This is a genomic window from Leifsonia sp. L25 (assembly GCF_050632895.1).
Genome location: NZ_JBODRZ010000004.1, coordinates 318,412 through 337,500, shown reverse-complemented (window position 1 = coordinate 337,500; position 19,089 = coordinate 318,412). Strand labels below are relative to the sequence as shown.

Here is a 19,089-nt window from a genome sequence, read left to right as displayed (position 1 = left end):
GGGCACTATGAAGGCATGGGAAAACTCGTCTACGGAGCGGGCCAGGAGTACGACCTCGACGACCGCGTGCTCAGCCACGTCAAGCTCGCGATCGTCGCCAAGCTCCGCCGGCACGAGAGTTTCCTTCTGAACTGGGATGTGCCGGTCGAGCAGGGCTCGGGCCGCGTCTCCCTCTGGATCAGCCGCGAGGTCCCGCTCGCCTTCCAGTTCAGCGGCAGCCGTCCCCCGGCCATCAACCCGCAGTGGCTGGAGGCGCTCATGCACACCTCGCAGCGCACCGGCGGCATGGTGATCATGCCCGAGGACGAGGTCTCGCGTCACATCCCCTGACCCCGGCTGCACCGTTCGGAGGGTTCGTCAATCCCCTGCTTTTCGGGGTGCGAGCGCCTTAGCTTTGCTTGCATGGGCGATATGACGGCGACTGCGGTGCTCATGATGCTGCCCCGCCGCGCCCGGACGCCGGTCGCCGTGCTGGTCGACGGTCCGGTCCCCTCCTCGTTGCGGCTGGACGTCTTCGGCGGCCGCGACCTGTTCGTGCGGATGCGCCGGGGTCCGGGCGTCCACGGTCTCGGCGAGCCCTACCGCGAACAGCACCGGGACGACTTCCCGGTGGAGTCCGATCCCGCCGTCGTGGTGTCGTCCGACCGGCACGTGCAGGCGCGGTTCGCCTGCTCGGCGTCCGTCTTCGGCGCGTCGGACGTGGTCGTCTTCGTGCCGCTGGACGACGACGGCGAGGCCCCGCAGCACATCAGCGTGCCCGTCCCGTCGCTGGATCGGCCGTCCTGGCACGAGTTCGAACTCGTGTCGCGCACCCGGATGGAGTGCCGCTATCGCGTGGCCGAGTCCGGCGGCGCTCTTCCCACCGGAGGTTCCCGTGCTCTATCAGCTCTCTGAGGTCGAGGCGCTGCTCGCCGACGGTCCCGGACTGTACGTCCGCTTCTCCGCCGGCTACGGGCCGGACCTCGAGGCCGGGTCCGTGGACGCGGAGAGCGGCTCCCCTGCCCGGCCTGGCCGCGCATCCTCTCGACCCCGAGCCGTGGTGGACGCTGCCCCGCGCCGAGTGGGTCGCGCGCCAGATCAGCCGGCTGCCCGCGCCGCGGCATGCGCCGCAGGACGGTTCCCGGCCGGAGCGCTTCGCCTGGTTGCTGCGCGGGCGCGAGGTGGGGCACGCTGCCGACGGCGAGGCGCTGATCGCGGATGTCGAGGTGGTCGGCCGTCTGGCCGAGTGCCTGATCGAGCAGGCCGACAGAGTCTGGGGCGCGCGGTTCGACGCCGAGCTCGGGCGTCGCGAGGCGGAGCTGGTGTCGGTGGCGCATGCCTGAGCAGTACGTCGAAGGCCGGGGCACCGCGTCGCGCGTGGACGCGACCGCGGTGCTGCAGCTCATCTCCGACGGTCCGTCCGGCGGCACGGCCATCCTGCTGCGCCGCCCGGAGGCGCCGCCGTTCGTGGTGATGGGCGACGACTCCGAGGAGGGGTTCTCGCGGCTGCGCCGGGGAACGATCGCGTACAGGGTGCCCGAGATGTAGCCAGGCGCTGCCGCGCGACATGATCCGGGCGGGGCACATCCTGCACGTCCGCGGCGACCACCGGCCGGCGCGGGTGGACAAGGCGGGGTCGATCTTCGGGCCCAATCCGGAGAAGCTGTGGGTGCCGCTGGACGACGAGGGCCGGCCGTTCGAGCGGATGCGGGTGCCCATCCCCTCGCTGGAGCGCCCGGCGTTCGTGGAGTTCGCGCTGGAGTCCCTGGACGAGGTGCTGGAGTACCGCCTGCACGGCGAGGCGCAGCTCGGCGACGGTTACATCTGCTCGTACTGCGGAAAGCTGTGCCCGCAGAAGGAGCCGCACACGGCGGCGCACGGCGTCGCGGGGCACACCCACGCGGGCGTCGCGGCCGGGCAGGAGCAGGAGCCGGCGCCGCTGACGGGTCCGCTGGAGCTGGGACACCCCGGCTCCGGGACGCAGCTGTGAGCCGCGCTCTGCGGCTGCTGGTCTGGCAGGTCCACGGCGGCTGGATGGACGCGTTCGTGCGCGGCCGGCACACGTACCTGCTGCCGGTGGATGCGGCGGGCGAGGGCGGCGTCGGCGCTCGGCCGTGGCCCGCGAACGTCGTGGATGTGCCGGAGGCGGAGCTCGCGTCCACACCGTTCGACGCGGTCGTGCTGCAGCGGCTGGAGGAGTTCGAGCTGGTCGAGCGGCTGACCGGGCGCAAGCCCGGCATCGACGTGCCCGTCATCTTCGTCGAGCACAACACGCCGCAGCAGGGGGTGCCGAACTCCCGGCATCCGCTCGCCGATCGCGACGACCTGATCATCGCGCACGTGACGCACTTCAACGCGCTGTTCTGGGACACCGGCGCGACCCGCACCGCGGTGATCGAGCACGGCGTGGTGGACTACGGCAACTTCTTCACCGGTGAGCTGCCGCGCGCGGCCGCGGTCATCAACGAGCCGGTGCGCCGGTGGCGGGTGACGGGGTCCGACCTGCTCGGCGGGTTCAGCGCGGTGGCGCCGGTGGATGTGTTCGGCATGCAGGCGGACGGCCTCGCGCAGGCGCTCGGTGTCGGCGCCGACCGCGTGGTGGCCGCGGGCGACATCGAGGCGCCGCGGCTGTTCCAGGAGGTGGGGCGGCGACGCGTGTACGTGCATCCCAACCGGTGGACGTCGCTCGGGCTGGCGCTGCTGGAGTCGATGACGGCGGGGGTGCCGGTGGTGGCCCTGGACGCGACGGATGCGCGGCGCGCCGTGGTTCCGGGCGTCGGCGCGGTCTCGACCGACGTGACGGAGCTGCATGACGCCGTCCGGGCGTTCGTCGACGACCCGGGTCGGGGGCGGAGGCCGGCGAGCGCGCGCGGGAGTGGGCGCTCGAGCGGTTCGGGCTGGGGCGGTTCCAGGCGGACTGGGATGCGCTGCTCACCCGCTGGGTCGCCTGACCTGGCGCGATTTGGCACAAATGTCGCTTATCGCGGCCGCATAATCGCGATTCGGCACAGATCTCCGCGGGGGTCAGTCGTCGCGGGCGTCGCGGAGGGTGCGCTCCGCATCACGGAGGGCGTGCTGCGCCTCGTTGAGGCGACCGCGCAACTCGCGCTCCGAGGCGCGCGTCTCGGTGAGGTCGTCCGCCACCCGCTGGAGCTTCCGCTGCAGGCGGTCGCGCTCGGCCTCCAGGTCGCCCCGGCGGTCGACGGTCTCGTCGAGCTCGTCGTCGAGCGCGTCCGCGTCGGCCCGCGCGTGCTCCACGGCCTTCTCGGCGGCACGGATGCGGCGCTCACGCTCGCGACGTTCGCTTGCGCTCTCCACCGGTTCGGCGGGCGGTTCCAGCCCCTCCGCAGACTCCGCCGCCTCCTCGTCCGCCGTCCCGCCGTCCTTCCGCGCCGGAGCGCCGGACGGCGCCTCCGCCGTCTTCCGCCGCGACCGCGTCGGCGCCGGGAAGTCCTCGATCTCGACGGGCAGAGCGACAGCCTCCGACACGTCGACCTGCTCCAGCCCGGTCGACTCCAGTGCGCGCAGCAGCATCCCGCTGCGCACCGCCGCCGCGGCCGCCGGGTCGATGACCGCCGCCTGCAGGGTCTCCTCCACCTCGCGCTGCACCGCGGGGCTGAGGTCGAGTCCCTCCGTCGCCCGCTGCAGCAGCCGCTGCCGCTCCTGGTCAGCGACCGGATCTCCGACCGGTCGCGTGAGGCGAAGGCGTCGCGCATCCGCGAGCCGATCTGGAGCACGTCGCCGATGAGATCCGGATGCTCGCGCACGAGTGCGTTGATTGCAGCGGCCGACGCCGACGGCTTCCGCAGCGCCTTGATCTCCTTCGCGGTGGGCTTGTCGGCCTGAGCGGCGGCGGCGTTGCGCCGGGCGATGAAGTCGCCCGGCTCGGCGGCGTAGAGCTCGCCGGCGACATCCCGCAGGTCCATGCCGCGAGTGTACGCGGGGGCCCCGCCGGACACGACGACGGCCCGCGGACGGGTGTCCGCGGGCCGCGCCGGCGTCGGACGCCGGGGTGCTGGTGTCAGGCGCGCGGTGCCTTGGAGGCGCGCACCGCGGCGAAGTACTCGTTGGACGGACGGAGGAACATCAGGATGACCGCCACGACCGCTGCAGCGAACTGCAGGAAGCCGGTGCCGAAGCCGTTGATGATGTTGAGCAGCGAGAGCACGGTCAGCACGGTCAGGACGATGCGGGCCCAGTTCGCGCCGCGGCGCATGAAGAACGCGAACAGCACGAACGCGACCGCCCAGAAGATCAGCGTGACGACGGCCCACGTGGTCGCTCCGGCGATCACCGCGTCGGCCAGGCTCTGCGGATTGCCGGTGTTGGCCTGGCTGGAGTTGCGGATGGCGTCGAGGAACTGCGCGCGCTGCGAGCCGATCGTGGCGATCGTGATGATGCCGCTGATCACGCTGAGCACCGCTCCGGCGATGAACAGCCAGAACGCGATGTTCACCGTGCGCGGCGGCTCGGTCGGCGCGGCGACGGCTGCGCCGTCCGGCGTGGTGCCCGCAGGATACGCGGGCGTGGCGCCGGCAGGGTACGCGGGCGGGGGCGGCGGAGCGGCGGGGAAGCCCTCGCCTGCGGCCGGGGAAGCGGGCGGCGGGGTGTACGGCTCGCCCGCCCCGCCGGCTCCGGCGGGGCGCGGCGTGCTCTCGTCGTCAGGATTCGTCATGGCGCGACCCTACTCCCGCCGAGAACGGCCTGACTAGGCCTGGTATCCGGAGCCCGGGCCCGTTAGGACGCCCCTGCCGCCGGCTCCTCCGCCCGGACGGCCGGCGCCGGGGCGAGGGCTTGCGTGGCCGGCCCCTCCAGCACGGTGCCGTCGGGCGCGAAGCGGGAGCCGTGCAGAGGGCAGTCCCAGGAGAGCTCGGCGTCGTTCCAGCGCACCACGCCCCCGAGGTGCGTGCACACCGCCGTCAGTGCGCACGTCGTCCCGTCGACCGTCGAGACCGCGACCGGGGTGCGCCCGCGGCGGCCGACGGTGCCGGTTCCCTCCGCGACCGGTTCGTCGTCGAGCTCGGGCGCCGTCTGCGCAGCGGCCCACTTCGACACGGCCGCCTTGCCGACAGCGGCGTTCATGGCGACGCCCGAGGCGATGTCGACCGGGCGGGTGACGCGGTGGTGCAGCACGCGCGCCCACTCCAACGTGTCGCCCGTCAAGTCCGCGGTGAGGCTGAGCGCGGAGGCGATCGCGTTCGTCATGCCCCACTTGTCGTATCCCGTCGCCAGGTAGACGCGCCCGCGCCCGCGCGGCAACCAGCCGACGAACGGCACCCGGTTTGCCGACCGGTAGTCCTGCGCCGCCCACCAGTGCGTGCGCTCCGCGCCGGGAAAGGTGCGTTCCGCCCATGCGGAGAGGTCAGCGAGCTTCTCGGCGGGCGAATCGGCGCGTCCGGCGGGGTGCCCGTTGCCGCCGACGAGCAGCAGCGGGTCGCCGTCCGCACCCGCCGCCGTGCGCAGCGACCGGGTGGGCGCATCCGCAGAGAGGTACATCCCCTGCGGGATGCTGCCGGGAACGCGGTACGCCGTGACGTAGGAGCGGGTCGGCTCCACCTTGGCGAAGTACAGGCCGCGATCGAGGATGGGCGTGCCGGTCGCGATGACGACCTGGTCGGCGCGGGAGGTGCCCGAGGTGCTCGTGACGACGGCCGGCTTCGACGCCGAGACGTCGGTGACGCGCTCGCCCTCGACGATCCGCCCTCCCAGCCGGCGCAGCTCGGACGCCAGGGCGGCGAGCACCTTCAGCGGATGCACCTGCGCCTGCGCGGCGAGCGTCAGAGCGCCCTCCACCCGGAACGGCAGCTCCGTGGTGCGCTCCTCGACCGCGTCGAGGCCGGCCATGCGGGCGGCGGCGAGCTCGGCATCCAGCTTGTCCAGCCCATCCAGCGTCGTCGCGTACGTCACCGCGTCGCGGATCTCGAACGGCACCCGCTGCTCCTCCAGGAAGTCGAGCAGCCAGCCCTGCCCGGCGGTGTTGCCGTCCACGTACGCGCAGAGCACGGCTTCAGAGGAGTGGCGGCGGATGGAGGAGAGCGTGGTGCCCTGCAGCAGGCTCACCTTGCCGGTCGTGTTGCCCGTCGTGACCGCGCCGACCGTGCGCGCTTCGAGAACGAGCACGCGCATCCCGGAGCGGGACAGCATGAGCGCCGTGGCGAGCCCGGTCAGGCCCGCGCCGACGACGATCGTGTCGTACTCGCCGTCCCACTCGAAGGAGTCGGTGGCGATGTGAGGGGAGGTCTGGAGCCAGAGGGACGTCGTCGGCATGAGACGAGCATCCCCCGCCGAGGCTCCGGGCGGAAGCGGTCGACGGGGCGCAGGGTTCGCTACGCGAGCGAATCGAAGTCGAACCAGAAGGCGTCGTCGTCGTCCTCGCCCGACGCGGCCCCCGAGGACACCGGGTCGCGCGGGATGGTCGCGGTCTCTATTCGCACCTTGGTCTGGGCGGTGACGAAGATCTCGCTCGGCGGCCGGCTCGACTGCGTGATGGAGACGAAGTCGCCGTCGTTCCTGCTTGCCTGGACGACGCTGCTCTTCAACTCCTCGACCGGCGCACGGTCGACGAAGGTGAACCTCAGGTCGTCAATGTAGACGTGGAACACCTGCATTACCCTCTCCCGGTCGTCGGTTACTCGCCCGATAGTACGCGGTGGGCCGGAGAGCACCAGTGCACTCGTGTATCGGGAATGAAACGGGACCTGTCAGAGCAGGTCGTAGTCCATGTCGGGAAGATCCTCCGTGCCGTTCGACACGAAGGTGGCGCGTCGTGGGCCGAGCGCCGCGATCTTCTCCTCGAATGCGGTCACGAAGCCCTCGTCCCGCAGCTCCGGCCCGTCGTACTGCTCCTCCTCCGCCATCATCTGGCTGGCGGGACCGAGCAGCAGGAGCACCTCTCCCGCGCGCCCGTCCTCGAGCACGGCGGGGGCCTCCACCTCGGCGGCCTCGTTGTTGTGCGCCAGGGCGGCGGCGAAGCGCACGATGACGTCGGCGATGTCGTCTCCGGTGAGGAGGGACCCGCTGGCATAGTGGATGCGCTTCATCACCCATCCATACGATCTCCTGCACGAGAGGTCAAGGTCGGCTGCGAAGCCTTGCGGATACTCGAAGCCGCGCGTTCACTCGCGACCATGACCGATGAGAACCGTCCCCTGACCGCCCTCGCGCTCGTCTGCACCCTGAAGCCGTCGCCGAACGAGTCGAGCAGCCAGCTCCTCGCACGCCAGCTCCTCGACGAACTGGCCACTCACGACGTCACCGGGACGGCCGTCCGGCTGGCCGACTACGACATCAAGCCGGGGGTCGAGCTGGACGAGGGCGAGGGCGACCAGTGGCCGCACATCCGCGAGCAGATCATCGCCTCCGACATCCTCGTCATGGTCACCCCGACCTGGATGGGGCACCTCTCGTCCGTCGCGCAGCGTGCGCTGGAGCGCCTCGACGCGGAGCTCTCGGAGACGGACGAGGACGGCCGGCCGCTGGTGGAGGGCAAGGTCGCGATCGTCGGAGTGGTCGGCAACGAGGACGGCGCCCACGCCATCATCGCCGACCTCTTCCAGGGCCTCAACGACGTGGGCTTCAGCATCCCGTCGCAGGGTTCGACGTATTGGAACGGCGAAGCGATGGGATCGGTCGACTACAAGGACCTCGACGAGACGCCGGAGGCGGTCGCCAGCCAGAACGCCGTCGTGGCGAACAACGCGGCGCACCTCGCCCGCCTGCTCACGGCGCAACCGTTCTGAGCTCGCGCCGCTCGAGACGCTCGCCGCTCGAGTGGTGAGTGGATGCGCCTTCGGGCGTCGAGTGGTGACATGATGTCGCGACTCGGCGCCGACGCGCCCCGCCCGGACGACGCCGCGCTGCGCGGCCCCGGCTAGCATGGCCGGGTGCCCGCACCGGACCCCGAGATCGTCGCGCGCCTGCGGGCGGCGGGATGCGTCTTCGCCGAGGACGAGGCCCGTCTGCTGATCGAGGCGGCCGGGTCGGACGCGGAACTCGAAGCGCTCGTCGCGCGCCGGGTGGCCGGTGAGCCGCTGGAGCCGCTCCTCGGCTGGGTGGCGTTCTGCGGCCTGCGCCTCCACGTGGACGCCGGGGTCTTCGTCCCCCGCGCGCGCACCGAGCTCCTCGCGCAACGGGCGGCCGGCCTCGCCCGCGACGCCGCGCAGCGGAACGGCCGAGCCGTCGTGGTCGACCTCTGCTGCGGCGTCGGGGCGATCGGGGCCGTCGTGCGGGATGCGGTGCCGGCGGCCGACGTCTACGCCGCCGATATCGACCTCGCCGCCGTGCGGTGCGCCCGGCGCAACCTTCCCGCCGACCGTGTGTTCGGGGGTGACCTGTTCGCCGCGCTCCCGGCCGCGCTGCGCGGGCGCGTCGACGTCCTCGCCGTCAACGCGCCCTACGTGCCGACCGAGGCGATCGCGCTGATGCCGCCGGAGGCCCGCGACCACGAGCCCGCCACGGCGCTCGACGGGGGCGCGGACGGGCTCGACCTGCATCGGCGGATCGCCGCCGAGGCGTCCGCGTGGCTGGCGCCGGGCGGCACCCTCCTGATCGAGGCGGGTATGGAGCAGGCGGAGGTCTCCGCCGGGCTGTTCGCCGCCGCGGGCCTCTCGACCGGCATCGAGACGGACGACGAACGGGGTTCGACCGTCGTCCTGGCCGTCGCACCGCGCTGAATCCGTCCCTTCACCCCCGCCTTGCTCGGGACTACCGTGCGGTGCATGAGCACGCTCGCCGCCGCGCGGCCCATGCCGGTCGACCGCGTCCGCCAGACCCTCGTCATCGCCGGAACGGTGGTCGCCCTCGTCGGTGCGTTCATCGGGTCGGGCGCCGCGGGCGGTACGCCCATCCCGGAGGTCGCCGGCGGCGCTCTCAGTGCGGATGCGACTCTCCTCGCCCCCGCCGGCCCCGCCTTCGCGATCTGGTCGGTGATCTACGCCGGGCTGGTCGCGTACGCGATCTGGCAGGCGCTGCCGTCGCAGGCCGCGCGGGAGCGCCAGCGCCGTGCCGGCTTCTGGGTGCTCGCGTCTCTGCTGCTGAACGCCGCGTGGATCCTCTCGGTGCAGGCCGGACAGCTCGGCGTCTCCGTCGCGGCGATCGTGGCGCTGCTCGCCGTGCTCATCGTGACCTTCGTCATCCTGCGCCGTCACCCCGCCGAGTCGACCGCCGACGCCGTGCTGTTCGACGGCGTGATCGGCCTCTACCTCGGCTGGGTCATGATCGCGACGGTGGCCAACGCGACATCGTGGCTGCAGACGCTCGGGTTCGACGGGTTCGGCGCGAGCCCTGCACGCCTGGGCGATGGGGATGCTCGCCCTCTTCACCGTGATCGGCTGCGCGCTGGCCGTGTGGGACCGCGGCCGTTTCGCCCCGTCGATCGCCTCGGCGTGGGGTCTCGCCTGGATCGGCGTCTCGCGGCTGACCGGCTCGCTACCGTCCGCGCCGGTCGCCATCACCGCCTTCGCGGCCGCCGCCCTCATACTGCTCGTGACGCTCGCGGTGCGCGTCGCTCGCGGCTCTTCTCCGCGTCGGCGCTAGTCCTCGGCAGCCGCGGCCCTCAGCGCGCGGCGTCGACCTCGCGCAGGTACTCGGCGTTCCCGCGGATCGCCGCCTGGTAGCGCTGCAGATCGGGCGTGCGGATCTCATCGGCCGCGACCTCCATCAGCTCCGCCACCGCCGCGTCGCTGCGCCCGGCGGCGTGGAGCGACAGCGCGTGCCAGACGCGCACGGAGGGCGAGTCGGCGAACAGCGAGAGCGCTCGGTCGAGGGCCGCCAGCGAGTCGTCGAATCGCCCGAGGTTGCGTAGCGTGCTGCCGTACTGCAGCAGGCAGCGGCGCAGGGTGTCGCCCTCGAGCCCGGCGGCGAGGGCGCGCTCGTAGTAGCCGGCGGCCGTCTCCTCCTCGCCGGCGGTGTCGTAGGCGCCGCCGACCTCGTACAAGACGTTCGGGTCGTCGGGATGCTCCGCCTGCACCGCGAGCAGGGCGTGGATGGTCGGTGCCATGTCGTCGCGGTCGCGGGACTCGAACAGGACGTGCAGCCGGTCGAGCAGGGCGGGATCGGTGGTCGGCATCCCCTCACCCTAGCCGGGCGCCAGGACGACCTCGCGGAGCGGCACGGGCAGCTCCTCAGCCCCCAGGGCGGCGGTGAGCACCGCGCCGTACCGCTCCTTGCGTCCGGAGGTGGTCCCGAGGAAGCGGTGCAGTTGCTGGTCGAGCGTGCGGATGCGCTGGGCGGGCTGCTGCTGGAACATCCGGAACAACCGCAGGTCGCCCTCGCGCTCGAGCACCTCCTCCGTCCGTGCGTGCCCGAGTGCGCGCAGCAGCTCGGCCTCCAGGTCGGGTCGGCAGACGAAGACCGCGTGGGGCGCGAGGCCGGCGCGCTGGAAGAACCGCACCTCCCCGGCGTCGCAGAGCCCGCGCAGCCGCCGGCCCGCTCCGCCGGGACCCAGCTCGCCGACGAACCGGCGCACGCTCATCGCACCGCCCATCGGGACGACGTCGACGCCCGCCGCCGCCAGATCGACCCCGAGCAGCCCTGCGGCGGTCAGCACGGCCGCGCGGTCGCTCGCCCCTTCGACGAGGATGGCGGCGCCGCGTTCGGGCTGTGGGGTCACGCTGACATTGTGCTCCTGCCCAGCTTCCAGCACTTCTCCGGTCGGCCCCCGGCGCGTACGGTGCTGGCCATGAAGATCATCACCTTTGCCGCAGGAATCGCCGTCGGGTTCATCATCGGTTCGCGCGCCGGCCGCGGAGCCTACGAGGATCTGCGCCGCAAGTGGCGCGGGTTCACGGACTCCGACACCGTGCAGCACGTGAAAGGCGACGTGAAGGGATTCGCCGGGCGCGCCGCGTCCGACGTGGGCGAGAAGGTCAGTGAGACCGTCAGCAAGGTGACCGAGAAGGCCACCAGCAAGATCGACCAGGTCACCGGCAAGAGCGCGTCGAGCTCCAGCTCGGGTTCGACCTCCGCCTCGGGCGCCGGCACGGACTCGGGCACGGACGCGGGCCCCGCGTCCCCGGCCCCGGCCGTCTGAGCGGAACCGTCAGGCCCCTTCGGGCGGGTGGGCCAGCAGGTCCACCCGCTCTGCGAGGTAGCCGCCGAAGTCCCGGGCGTCCGCATCGGCGGCGGCGGGGCTCCAACGCACCAGCGCCCGCCCGTCGCGCAGGAAGAGCGGCCCGTCCGCATCCCGAAGCGACGCCGGGTCGAGCGGGATGACCGGGGCATCGAAGTCGACCGTCTCGCCGTCGCGGAAGCCGCCGCGCTGGGCGGCTGCCCGGAGCGCCCGCCGCTCCTCCATGGACCGCGCCAGGCCCTGCGGCCGCCCGGGTGGCGTCGCCCGCACGAGCGAACCGGTGGCCCGCAGGACGGCGTCCGCATCCAGCAGGAACACCCCCAGCCGCCACACCGCACCGATCCGCCTCAGCGCGGGCTCGCGCCGGATCAGGAACTGCCGCCGCGCCGGCACGAACTCCGCCAGCGCCTCCTGACGGGCGCCTGCCGCGGTGAGCGCATGCACCGCATCCCGCAGGTCCGCACGGATGCGCGCGACAGCCTTCGTCCGTCCCGTGCTCCACGGGACGAGCCTACGAGGCGGTACGGATGGAGAAGGAGTTGTCGTCGGTGACGAGCAGCAACTCGACCCCGTGCTCGTGCCGCAGCACCACCAGGGCGGACGAGTCGGTGGCAGCGACCCGCTCCACCTGGTTCAGGAAGATGCGGGCCATCTCGTCGGTGACGCGGAAGTCGCGGCCCAGCGCGTGCACGATGTAGCCGGTGACCGCGGGCTTACGCCGCCGGAGGCCCGTCTCTTCGGCGAAGTCGTCGACAGCGACACGGAAGTCGGGCGTCATGGTCATCGGTGGCTCCTTCTCTAGCCTCGCCAACGGTAGGCGTGGAAACCCACGCCGCACAGGGGGTTGACGAGGGGTTAGATGGAAGGCATGAGAACGTTCACCTTCCCCCGGACCGACATCGAAGCGTCCAACATCGTCCTCGGACTGATGCGCATCTCCGACCTCGACGACGAGGAGATCCGCACCCTCGTCCGCACCGCCCGCGACTCCGGGATCACGATGTTCGACCACGCCGACATCTACGGCACCGAGCGCCACGGCTGCGAACGCCGGTTCGGCGACGCGGGCGCTGTGCCCGCCTCGGAGCGCGACCAGGTGATCATCCAGTCGAAGGTCGGCATCCGCGACGGCTTCTTCGACTTCTCGCGCGAGCACATCGTCCGGACGGTGGACGAGTCCCTGGAGGCCCTCAAGACCGACTACCTCGACATCCTCCTGCTGCACCGCCCGGACACCCTGGTCGAGCCGGACGAGGTCGCGCTCGCCTTCGACGAGCTGCAGAGCGCGGGCAAGGTGCGCGCCTTCGGCGTCTCGAACCAGACGCCGGGCCAGATCGAGCTGCTGCAGCGGTCGCTCTCGCAGCCGCTGGTCGCCAACCAGGTGCAGCTGAGCATCACCCACGCGCCGATCATCGCCCAGGGCGTCGCCGCGAACATGGCCGGCCTCGACCAGTCGATCTCGCGCGACAACGGCATCCTCGACTACGCGCGCCTGCACGACATCGTGCTGCAGGCCTGGTCGCCGTTCCAGAAGGGCTTCTTCGACGGCGTGTTCCTCGGCGACCGCGAGAACTACGCCGAGCTGAACGATGCCATCGACGAGCTCGCCGAGAAGTACGCCGTGACGCCGACCGCGATCGCCGTCGCCTGGATCACCCGCCACCCCGCGGGCATGCAGGTCGTGCTCGGGACCACCAACGCCCAGCGCGTCCGCGACTCGGCGGCAGGGTCGGAGATCCCGCTCACCCGGCAGGAATGGTACCGCCTGTTCACGTCGGCGGGACACACGCTGCCGTAGCCAGCGAACAGTCGCCCGGGCGTCGAGTTGGGATGCGCTCGCGCCCGGGATACGGTCGGAGCGTGGACGACGAACGGCTCTCGCTGCCCCGCCGGGTGGCGATGCGAGCCTGGCGTCTGCACGTCGCGACCGTCCGCTCGCGCCTGGTGCGACCGCTCGACGGCCGTCAGGCGCACGCGGCCGGCCGCCGTGCCGTCCGCGTGCTGCTGGTCGGCTCCGGCCCCGTCGTCGGGTGGGGGGTCGGCAGCCACGACCTCGCCCTGCCGGGCGCCGTCGCCCGAGCGCTCGCCGCGGCCACGGGCCGTGGGGCGGTCGTCGACGTGCTGCCGCATCCGTCGGCCGGTGTGCGGAGGCTGCGCGGTCTGCTCGCTCACGCCCATGTCGAGCGCTACGACGCGCTCGTGATCAGCGGCGCGGTGGCGGACGCGATGCGGCTGGAGGAGCCGAAGGCGTTCGCCAAGCGCCTGCGCGAGCTGCTGACGTACGCCCGGTCGCGCGGTTCCGGCCCGGTGGTCTGGCTCGGTGCCCAGCCCATCCGCTCCATCCGCCCCTACGACTCGCCGGCCGGGCGGATCGCCGATGTGCACGCCCGGCGCCTCAACGCGCTGGCCGGCGAGGTGTGCCGTGAGACGGGCGCCCTCTACGTCGGCCTCGACGCACCTGGATGCGGACGCGTCCCGGCGGCGCCGCACGCCGGCCGACTACCTCGCCTGGGCCCGGCGCATCGTCGACGCGCTCGCGCCGGCGCTCCAGGAACGGGAGACGCCGCATCCGATCGCCGGGCATGAGGGCCCGCAGCGGGCGGAGGCGATCGAACGCCTGAAGCTGAGCCGGCGCGGAGGGGACACCCGCCTCGACGACATCGTCGGCACGGCGAAGCGGACGCTCGGCACCGAGATCGCGATGTTCACCGTGCTCGACGAGCAGAAGGAGTGGCCGCTGGCCTCCGCGGGCGCCGTTCTGGACCACATCCCGATCGAGCAGTCGGCGTGCATCCACACCATCCAGACGGCCGATGGGATGGTCGTGCCGAACGCCGTCGAGGACGTCCGGTTCGCCGCGAGTCCCCTCGTGACGGGGCCGGCCGGCCTGCGCTACTACGCCGGGTATCCCGTGGAGGCGCCGGACGGCACGCGCATCGGGGCGCTGTGCGTCTTCGGACGCACGCCGCGTGAGCGCGCCGACGGCGAAGCCGACCTCGACGTGCTGCGCGAGTTGGCCCTCCTGGCGCAACGCGAACTGTGGCGCTGGGTGCCGCAGGGCTGAGCGCCTCGTCGGTGCTGCCGCTCAGCGCTCCAGCGCGATGAGCAGCCGGTCGAGCGAGCCGCCGAGGCCCCACTTCTCGGAGAGGGCGGCCAGGGTCGCCCGTTGCTCCTCGGAGGGTGTGGTGAGTCGCGCCTCCACGGCGGGGAGGTCGAGATCCCGGACGACCTCGACGACACGGGGCGCGACGGCGAGGTAATCGCGGGCGGCGGCGAAGCGCGCCCGGGCGGCCGGCTTCATGCCGCTTGCGGAATCCTCCGCCGCCGCAACGATCCCGCCCAGGTCGCCATACTCCGCGAGCAGCGCCGCGGCGGTCTTCTCGCCGATGCCGGCGACCCCGGGTAGCCCGTCGGAGGTGTCGCCGCGCATCGCGGCGAAGTCGGCGTACTGGTCGCCGCGCACGCCGTACTTCTGCAGGACGACCTCGCCGGTGACGAGCTCGAGGTTGCTCATGCCGCGAGCGGTATAGATCACCCGGACGCCGCGTTCGTCGTCGACGAGCTGGAACAAGTCGCGGTCGCCGGTAACCACATCCACCGGCCCATCGGCGCGGGTCGCCAGGGTTCCGATGACGTCGTCGGCCTCGGCGAGGGGAGCGCCCACGATGGGGATGCCCACCGCATCGAGCACCTGGCGGATGAGCGGCACCTGCGCGACCAGTGCTTCCGGAACCTCCTCGATGTCCACGCCGCCGGGGACCAGACGGGCGACACGGTGCTCCTTGTAGCTCGGGATGAGGTCCACCCGCCAGCGCGGCCGCCAGTCGTCGTCCCAGCAGGCGACCAGGGCATCCGGCCGGTAGTCGGTGACGAGCTTCGCGATGATGTCGAGGAACCCCCGCACCGCGTTGACGGGCGTACCGTCCGGAGCCTTCACCGTGTCGGGCACGCCGTAGAACGCGCGGAAGTAGAGGGAGGCGCTGTCGAGCAGCATCGTTCGGCCGGTCACGCCCCGATCCTGCCATGGAGCGCCGCCCGCCGGAATGCTCCCGGTAGCGTGGACGGGTGACCTCCGCCCCGCTCATCGTCTCCGCTGTCGCGGTCGTGCGCGATCGCCGGGTGCTCATGGTGACCGCCCGCGAGCGGGAGGTCTACTACATGCCCGGTGGCAAGGTCGACGCCGGCGAGACCGCGGCAGAGGCCGCCGCCCGGGAGGCGCTGGAGGAGGTCGCGCTGCGATTCCGGCCCGACGAGCTGGAGGAGCTGTTCGAGGTGCGCACGCAGGCGCACGGCGAGCCGGAGGGGCGCCAGGTGCACATGCGGGTGTTCCTCGGGCGCACCGACGCACAGCCGGAGCCTTCGGGCGAGGTGGGCGCTGTGCACTGGACGTCGAGCGTGGACGCGGACCGCTGCCCACCAGCGGGCCTCGAGGTGCTGCGCCGGCTGGTCGCCCTCGGCCTGATCGACTGAGGCGGGGTCCGCTTCCACCCCGATCGAGGGCTGGCGGCGGCGCACATCCGGCGGCAAGGCTGTGGGCATGGCGCGCACGCACGAGTTCTCCTTCTCCGGCAACCCCGACTTCGACTTCGAGATCCGCACCACCATCGGCCAGGCGTACAGCGGCGCGGCCGATATCGGCGAGGTGATCGCCGCCGTGCACGGGGTTGGCGACAAGGACCACGAGGGCTGGTTCCGGGCGTGGCTCGCGCTCGGCGACCGGATCGCGGCGGAGGGCGAGGCGTCGGCAGCCGCCGGTCACGCGGTGAGTGCCGCGAGCGCCTCCTCCGCGCGGCGTCCTACTACGGAACGGCGGTCAACGCCGTGGCCACCCTGGAGTCGGACGACGAGCTGCTGCCGACCTTCCGCAAGCACCGTGCCGCGTGGGACCGCTGGGTGGAGCTGACGGATGTCGACGTCGCGCCCGTCCGGATCCCGTACGAGGACACCGCGATGCCCGGTTACCTGTTCCGTGCGCCCGTGGCGGCAGCCGCGGCGGGCGAGGCATCCCGCCCTCTGCTGGTCGCGGTGAACGGCAGTGACGGGCCGCTGACCAGTCTGTGGGCCTGCGCCGTCTCGGGAGCGCTCCGCCGCGGCTACGACGCCCTCGTCTTCGACGGGCCCGGGCAGCAGTCCATGCTCTTCGAGCGCAGCGTCCCCTTCCGGCCGGACTGGGAGGCCGTGCTGACGCCGGTGCTGGACTTCGTGCGCGCGTTGCCGGGGGTGGATGCGGACCGCGTCGCCGTCTACGGCATCAGCCAGGCGGGGTACTGGGTGCCCCGCGCGCTCGCCTTCGAGCACCGTTTCGCCGCGGCCATCGTCGACCCCGGAGTGGTCGACGTCTCGACCTCGTGGACCACCCACCTGCCGGCGAACATGAGGAAGCTCCTCGACGAGGGCGAGGACGAGAAGTTCGACCGGGACATGGCGATGGGAGCGAAGTTCTCGCACGAGCTGGCCTACACCTGGCGGTTCCGCGCCCGGCCGTACGGGACGACCGGCTACGCCGAGACCATGCGCGCGGTGCTCCAGTACACCGTGAAGGACGTGGCGGCGCAGATCACGACGCCGCTGCTCATCACCGACCCGGAGCACGAGCAGTTCTGGCCGGGCCAGTCGGAGGAGCTCGCCGCGCTCACTCCGGAGGTCTCGACCCTCCTGCGCTTCACCGAGGCAGAGGGCGCCGACTTCCACGTGCAGCCGCTCGCCCGGGCGCTCACCGAGCAGCGGATGTTCGACTGGCTCGATGAGCGGCTCGGCCGCTGACTCCTTGTCGGATCCGGGCGGCGTCGAGTTGGATGGTGTCATGCCCGACAGAAGCGACGAACGTCCCCGCGTGGCCGTGACCGGAGTCACCGGCGCGGTGGGCCGCATGACGGCGGACGCGCTGGCCGACGCGGGTGTGCCCTTCCGGATGCTGGCGCGCTCCCCGGAACGCGCCCCGCGCTTCCCGGGCAGTTCGGTCGCCCGCGCCTCCTACGGTGACGAAGAGGCTGCGCTCGCCGCCCTCGACGGCGTCGAGACGCTGCTCATGGTGTCCGCCGCCGAGAACGCCGAGCGCCTCCGCGAGCACGTCGCGTTCGTCGACGCGGCGGCCCGCGCCGGTGTCGGTCACATCGTCTACACGTCGTTCTTCCGCGCGGCGCCGGACGCGACCTTCACGCTCGCGCGAGACCACCACGCGACCGAGCAGCGCATCCTCGCCTCCGGCATGCGTCACACCTTCCTGCGCGACAACCTGTACCTCGACTTCGCCCGCAACCTGGTGGGCGACGACGGCGTGATCCGCGGCCCCGCCGGCGACGGCCGCGCCGCGATGGTCGCCCGTGCGGACGTGGCGCGGGTCGCCGCGGAGGTGCTGCTGCATCCGGACGACCACGTCGACGTCACCTACGACCTGACCGGCCCCAGCGACTTGACACTGGCGGAGGTCGCCGAGACCCTCTCGGCGCACTCCGGCCGTGCGGTCTCGTTCCACGACGAGACGGTGCCCGAGGCGTACGCGTCCCGCGCCGGATGGCGGGCGCCCGACTGGCAGGTCGACGCCTGGGTCTCCACCTACACGGCGATCGCCGCCGGCGAGCTGGCCGGCCCGACGGACGCGGTCGAGCGCATCACCGGCCGCCGCCCGCTCTCGCTCGACGAGTTCCTCCGCGACGCCCTCGGCTGAGGCCCCGTTCGCGCCGCGAACAGGGGGAAGCGGGCAGGCGGCTCCCCGGGCGCATCATGGAGTGTCGGAAGGGGGCGGCTATGCGTGAGGCCTGCTGTCCGCAGTGCCGTGGGGTGGCGCGGCTCGTCCGCAACCCCTACTACGGCGCGGGGCTCGCGGTGCACGCCGACCTGCTCGTCTGCGAGGCCTGCGGCTACACGGGGTACGCCGCCAATCCCGAGGTGGAGCGGGGCGTCGAGGCTGTCTCCCCGGCCCGGCCGGCGTCTTCCGGCGGTTTCTGCGCCGGCTCGGCCAGGGCTAGCGGATGCGCACGCGGCCCTGCTGCCACATGCGCGCCGCCGTGACGCGCGGGTTGGCCTGCTCGTCCGCATCCACCCCGAGCGCCTGGTAGAGCCGGGCGAGCATGGTCTCGACCGCACGCACGCTGGTGCCGCGCTGGGCGGCGATCCGCCGCGTGGAGGCGCCCGACGCGACCAGGCGCAGCACCTCCGCCTGCGCCCGGGTGACCGTGCGCACATCCCCGGTGGGCTCCGCGGTGCGGTGGTCGCCGCCGACGATCGCGGCGTCGACGGCCGCGACGAGCACATCCACATCCTTCACCTGCGACTTCACGAGGTAGACGACGGACGGCGGCAGCGCGTCGTCGCCCACGGCGAGCTCGGGGGACAGGTGCGAGGTCAGCACGACGAGTCCCACCCACGGCAGCTCGCGGTGCACCCGCCACAGCAGTTCGGCGCCGGAGTCGCTGCCCGCCCCGAAGTCCAGGTCCGTGACGACCGCGTTGGGCTCCACCTGCAGGATGATGCCCCACGCCTCGGCGGCGGTCGTCGCCTGGGAGGCCTCGATGCCGGTGGAGCGCAGGGCGGAGGCGACCATGGACGCGGTGAACACGTCGTCGTCGGCCACCACGGCCCTCAGGGTGCGGGTGCGCGCGGAGGTGTCGGTCATCGTCTTCCGGCTTCCGCTCCGTCCGCCGCCGTCCCGGCCACGGACGCCAGGAGTTCCGTGACGGCGTCCAGGAGCTCGGTGAGGGGATGGGCTTGGTCAGGTAGCCGATCCCGGTTCCGGCGAGCTCCGCGGGTCGGGTGAGGGAGCCGCTCATGACCAGTATCGGCCGGAGCGTGCCGTCCGGCCGGCGGCGGAGCAGGTCGAGGGATTCGCTGAGCGAACACCCGGGAACCGTGGCGTCGAGCAGCACGGCGTCCGGATCGGCCCCGGCCGAGGCGGCCTCCGCCGCGGCCTGCAGGTCGCCTGCGGTGGTGACGCGGTAGCCGTGACCGGCGAGAGCAGCCTCGAAGGTGAGCCGGATCAGCGGGTCGTCGTCGACGACCAGGAGGCTCCGGTCGGCCCTGTCCGTGTCCATGCCGGTCAGTGT

27 protein-coding genes and 1 pseudogene are annotated in these 19,089 nt (G+C 72.6%); 17 read left to right on the top strand and 11 right to left on the bottom strand.

Going from position 1 to position 19,089, the window contains the following annotated elements:
- Positions 1–15: 15 nt before the first annotated feature.
- The 6 genes from ACRAWC_RS22485 to ACRAWC_RS22460 all read left to right on the top strand — a co-directional run bounded on the left by ACRAWC_RS22485 (position 16) and on the right by ACRAWC_RS22460 (position 3,825).
- Positions 16–330: a hypothetical protein gene (locus ACRAWC_RS22485; protein WP_431246023.1), complete on the top strand. Its 315-nt coding sequence runs from the start codon at positions 16–18 to the stop codon at positions 328–330.
- 81 nt (positions 331–411) lie between these two features.
- Positions 412–894 (top strand): hypothetical protein, encoded by a 483-nt coding sequence (locus ACRAWC_RS22480; protein ID WP_431246022.1) that lies wholly within the window; start codon positions 412–414, stop codon positions 892–894.
- Positions 822–1,322, top strand: a complete 501-nt coding sequence (locus tag ACRAWC_RS22475; RefSeq protein ID WP_431349688.1) for a DUF6098 family protein — start codon at positions 822–824, stop codon at positions 1,320–1,322. The genes ACRAWC_RS22480 and ACRAWC_RS22475 overlap by 73 nt, the downstream gene beginning before the upstream one ends.
- The gene (locus ACRAWC_RS22470) at positions 1,315–1,527 is read left to right on the top strand and encodes a hypothetical protein (protein WP_431349687.1); all 213 of its coding nucleotides are present in this window, start codon (positions 1,315–1,317) and stop codon (positions 1,525–1,527) included. The genes ACRAWC_RS22475 and ACRAWC_RS22470 overlap by 8 nt, the downstream gene beginning before the upstream one ends.
- A gap of 19 nt (positions 1,528–1,546) precedes the next feature.
- Positions 1,547–1,969 (top strand): hypothetical protein, encoded by a 423-nt coding sequence (locus tag ACRAWC_RS22465; protein ID WP_431349686.1) that lies wholly within the window; start codon positions 1,547–1,549, stop codon positions 1,967–1,969.
- Entirely contained in the window at positions 1,966–3,825 is a 1,860-nt protein-coding gene (locus ACRAWC_RS22460) for a glycosyltransferase (protein ID WP_431349685.1), read from the top strand. The genes ACRAWC_RS22465 and ACRAWC_RS22460 overlap by 4 nt, the downstream gene beginning before the upstream one ends.
- Before the next feature lie 175 nt (positions 3,826–4,000).
- On the opposite strand, the gene ACRAWC_RS22455 is transcribed toward ACRAWC_RS22460, so the two are convergent.
- The 4 genes from ACRAWC_RS22455 to ACRAWC_RS22440 all read right to left on the bottom strand — a co-directional run bounded on the left by ACRAWC_RS22455 (position 4,001) and on the right by ACRAWC_RS22440 (position 7,019).
- Complete coding sequence (locus ACRAWC_RS22455; protein ID WP_431246020.1) at positions 4,001–4,654, bottom strand: hypothetical protein; 654 nt, start codon at positions 4,652–4,654, stop codon at positions 4,001–4,003.
- A 62-nt stretch (positions 4,655–4,716) separates the two neighbouring features.
- Positions 4,717–6,246: an FAD-dependent oxidoreductase gene (locus ACRAWC_RS22450; protein WP_431246019.1), complete on the bottom strand. Its 1,530-nt coding sequence runs from the start codon at positions 6,244–6,246 to the stop codon at positions 4,717–4,719.
- A 59-nt stretch (positions 6,247–6,305) separates the two neighbouring features.
- Positions 6,306–6,587: a hypothetical protein gene (locus tag ACRAWC_RS22445; protein WP_431219417.1), complete on the bottom strand. Its 282-nt coding sequence runs from the start codon at positions 6,585–6,587 to the stop codon at positions 6,306–6,308.
- Positions 6,588–6,680: 93 nt separating this feature from the next.
- Positions 6,681–7,019, bottom strand: a complete 339-nt coding sequence (locus ACRAWC_RS22440) for a hypothetical protein (protein WP_431221501.1) — start codon at positions 7,017–7,019, stop codon at positions 6,681–6,683.
- 87 nt (positions 7,020–7,106) lie between these two features.
- Here ACRAWC_RS22440 and ACRAWC_RS22435 point away from each other — a divergent pair, with 87 nt between their 5' ends.
- From ACRAWC_RS22435 to ACRAWC_RS22425, 3 genes are all read left to right on the top strand, one after another.
- Positions 7,107–7,718: a flavodoxin family protein gene (locus ACRAWC_RS22435; RefSeq protein ID WP_431219416.1), complete on the top strand. Its 612-nt coding sequence runs from the start codon at positions 7,107–7,109 to the stop codon at positions 7,716–7,718.
- A gap of 144 nt (positions 7,719–7,862) precedes the next feature.
- A complete protein-coding gene (locus ACRAWC_RS22430; RefSeq protein WP_431246018.1) occupies positions 7,863–8,651 on the top strand; it encodes a putative protein N(5)-glutamine methyltransferase in 789 nt (262 codons plus the stop codon).
- A gap of 45 nt (positions 8,652–8,696) precedes the next feature.
- On the top strand, positions 8,697–9,593 hold the full coding sequence (locus ACRAWC_RS22425; RefSeq protein WP_431349684.1) for a TspO/MBR family protein: 897 nt from the start codon (positions 8,697–8,699) through the stop codon (positions 9,591–9,593).
- On the opposite strand, the gene ACRAWC_RS22420 is transcribed toward ACRAWC_RS22425, so the two are convergent.
- Together ACRAWC_RS22420 and ACRAWC_RS22415 are read right to left on the bottom strand one after the other, a co-directional pair.
- Positions 9,533–10,045 (bottom strand): tetratricopeptide repeat protein, encoded by a 513-nt coding sequence (locus ACRAWC_RS22420; protein WP_431246016.1) that lies wholly within the window; start codon positions 10,043–10,045, stop codon positions 9,533–9,535. The genes ACRAWC_RS22425 and ACRAWC_RS22420 overlap by 61 nt on opposite strands.
- Positions 10,046–10,054: 9 nt before the next feature.
- Positions 10,055–10,588, bottom strand: coding sequence for a TOPRIM nucleotidyl transferase/hydrolase domain-containing protein (locus tag ACRAWC_RS22415; RefSeq protein ID WP_431246015.1), 534 nt, complete (start codon positions 10,586–10,588; stop codon positions 10,055–10,057).
- A gap of 69 nt (positions 10,589–10,657) precedes the next feature.
- Here ACRAWC_RS22415 and ACRAWC_RS22410 point away from each other — a divergent pair, with 69 nt between their 5' ends.
- Positions 10,658–11,008: a hypothetical protein gene (locus tag ACRAWC_RS22410; protein ID WP_431246014.1), complete on the top strand. Its 351-nt coding sequence runs from the start codon at positions 10,658–10,660 to the stop codon at positions 11,006–11,008.
- A 9-nt stretch (positions 11,009–11,017) separates the two neighbouring features.
- Here the strand turns inward: ACRAWC_RS22410 and ACRAWC_RS22405 are convergent, their stop codons facing one another.
- On the bottom strand, positions 11,018–11,491 hold the full coding sequence (locus ACRAWC_RS22405; RefSeq protein ID WP_431349683.1) for a hypothetical protein: 474 nt from the start codon (positions 11,489–11,491) through the stop codon (positions 11,018–11,020).
- Between the two features lie 67 nt (positions 11,492–11,558).
- The gene (locus ACRAWC_RS22400; RefSeq protein ID WP_431246012.1) at positions 11,559–11,831 is read right to left on the bottom strand and encodes a TetR family transcriptional regulator; all 273 of its coding nucleotides are present in this window, start codon (positions 11,829–11,831) and stop codon (positions 11,559–11,561) included.
- A gap of 84 nt (positions 11,832–11,915) precedes the next feature.
- Between ACRAWC_RS22400 and ACRAWC_RS22395 the strand changes: the two genes are divergently transcribed.
- From ACRAWC_RS22395 to ACRAWC_RS22385, 3 genes are all read left to right on the top strand, one after another.
- A complete protein-coding gene (locus tag ACRAWC_RS22395; protein ID WP_431246011.1) occupies positions 11,916–12,845 on the top strand; it encodes an aldo/keto reductase in 930 nt (309 codons plus the stop codon).
- Between the two features lie 62 nt (positions 12,846–12,907).
- Positions 12,908–13,633, top strand: coding sequence for a GDSL-type esterase/lipase family protein (locus tag ACRAWC_RS22390; protein ID WP_431349682.1), 726 nt, complete (start codon positions 12,908–12,910; stop codon positions 13,631–13,633).
- A gap of 115 nt (positions 13,634–13,748) precedes the next feature.
- Positions 13,749–14,111: a GAF domain-containing protein gene (locus ACRAWC_RS22385; RefSeq protein ID WP_431349978.1), complete on the top strand. Its 363-nt coding sequence runs from the start codon at positions 13,749–13,751 to the stop codon at positions 14,109–14,111.
- A gap of 21 nt (positions 14,112–14,132) precedes the next feature.
- On the opposite strand, the gene ACRAWC_RS22380 is transcribed toward ACRAWC_RS22385, so the two are convergent.
- Complete coding sequence (locus tag ACRAWC_RS22380) at positions 14,133–15,041, bottom strand: 5'-3' exonuclease (protein ID WP_431247896.1); 909 nt, start codon at positions 15,039–15,041, stop codon at positions 14,133–14,135.
- 71 nt (positions 15,042–15,112) lie between these two features.
- Between ACRAWC_RS22380 and ACRAWC_RS22375 the strand changes: the two genes are divergently transcribed.
- The 4 genes from ACRAWC_RS22375 to ACRAWC_RS22360 all read left to right on the top strand — a co-directional run bounded on the left by ACRAWC_RS22375 (position 15,113) and on the right by ACRAWC_RS22360 (position 17,714).
- A complete protein-coding gene (locus tag ACRAWC_RS22375) occupies positions 15,113–15,517 on the top strand; it encodes an NUDIX domain-containing protein (RefSeq protein ID WP_431246009.1) in 405 nt (134 codons plus the stop codon).
- Between the two features lie 67 nt (positions 15,518–15,584).
- Entirely contained in the window at positions 15,585–15,950 is a 366-nt protein-coding gene (locus ACRAWC_RS22370; protein WP_431246008.1) for a hypothetical protein, read from the top strand.
- The gene (locus ACRAWC_RS22365) at positions 15,869–16,810 is read left to right on the top strand and encodes an alpha/beta hydrolase family protein (protein WP_431246007.1); all 942 of its coding nucleotides are present in this window, start codon (positions 15,869–15,871) and stop codon (positions 16,808–16,810) included. The genes ACRAWC_RS22370 and ACRAWC_RS22365 overlap by 82 nt, the downstream gene beginning before the upstream one ends.
- 40 nt (positions 16,811–16,850) lie before the next feature.
- A complete protein-coding gene (locus ACRAWC_RS22360) occupies positions 16,851–17,714 on the top strand; it encodes an NAD(P)H-binding protein (RefSeq protein WP_431246006.1) in 864 nt (287 codons plus the stop codon).
- Between the two features lie 297 nt (positions 17,715–18,011).
- On the opposite strand, the gene ACRAWC_RS22355 is transcribed toward ACRAWC_RS22360, so the two are convergent.
- Together ACRAWC_RS22355 and ACRAWC_RS22350 are read right to left on the bottom strand one after the other, a co-directional pair.
- A complete protein-coding gene (locus tag ACRAWC_RS22355) occupies positions 18,012–18,662 on the bottom strand; it encodes a LuxR C-terminal-related transcriptional regulator (protein ID WP_431219403.1) in 651 nt (216 codons plus the stop codon).
- A 97-nt stretch (positions 18,663–18,759) separates the two neighbouring features.
- Positions 18,760–19,077 (bottom strand): annotated as a pseudogene (locus tag ACRAWC_RS22350) (response regulator); the annotation flags it as partial.
- Positions 19,078–19,089 lie beyond the last annotated feature (12 nt).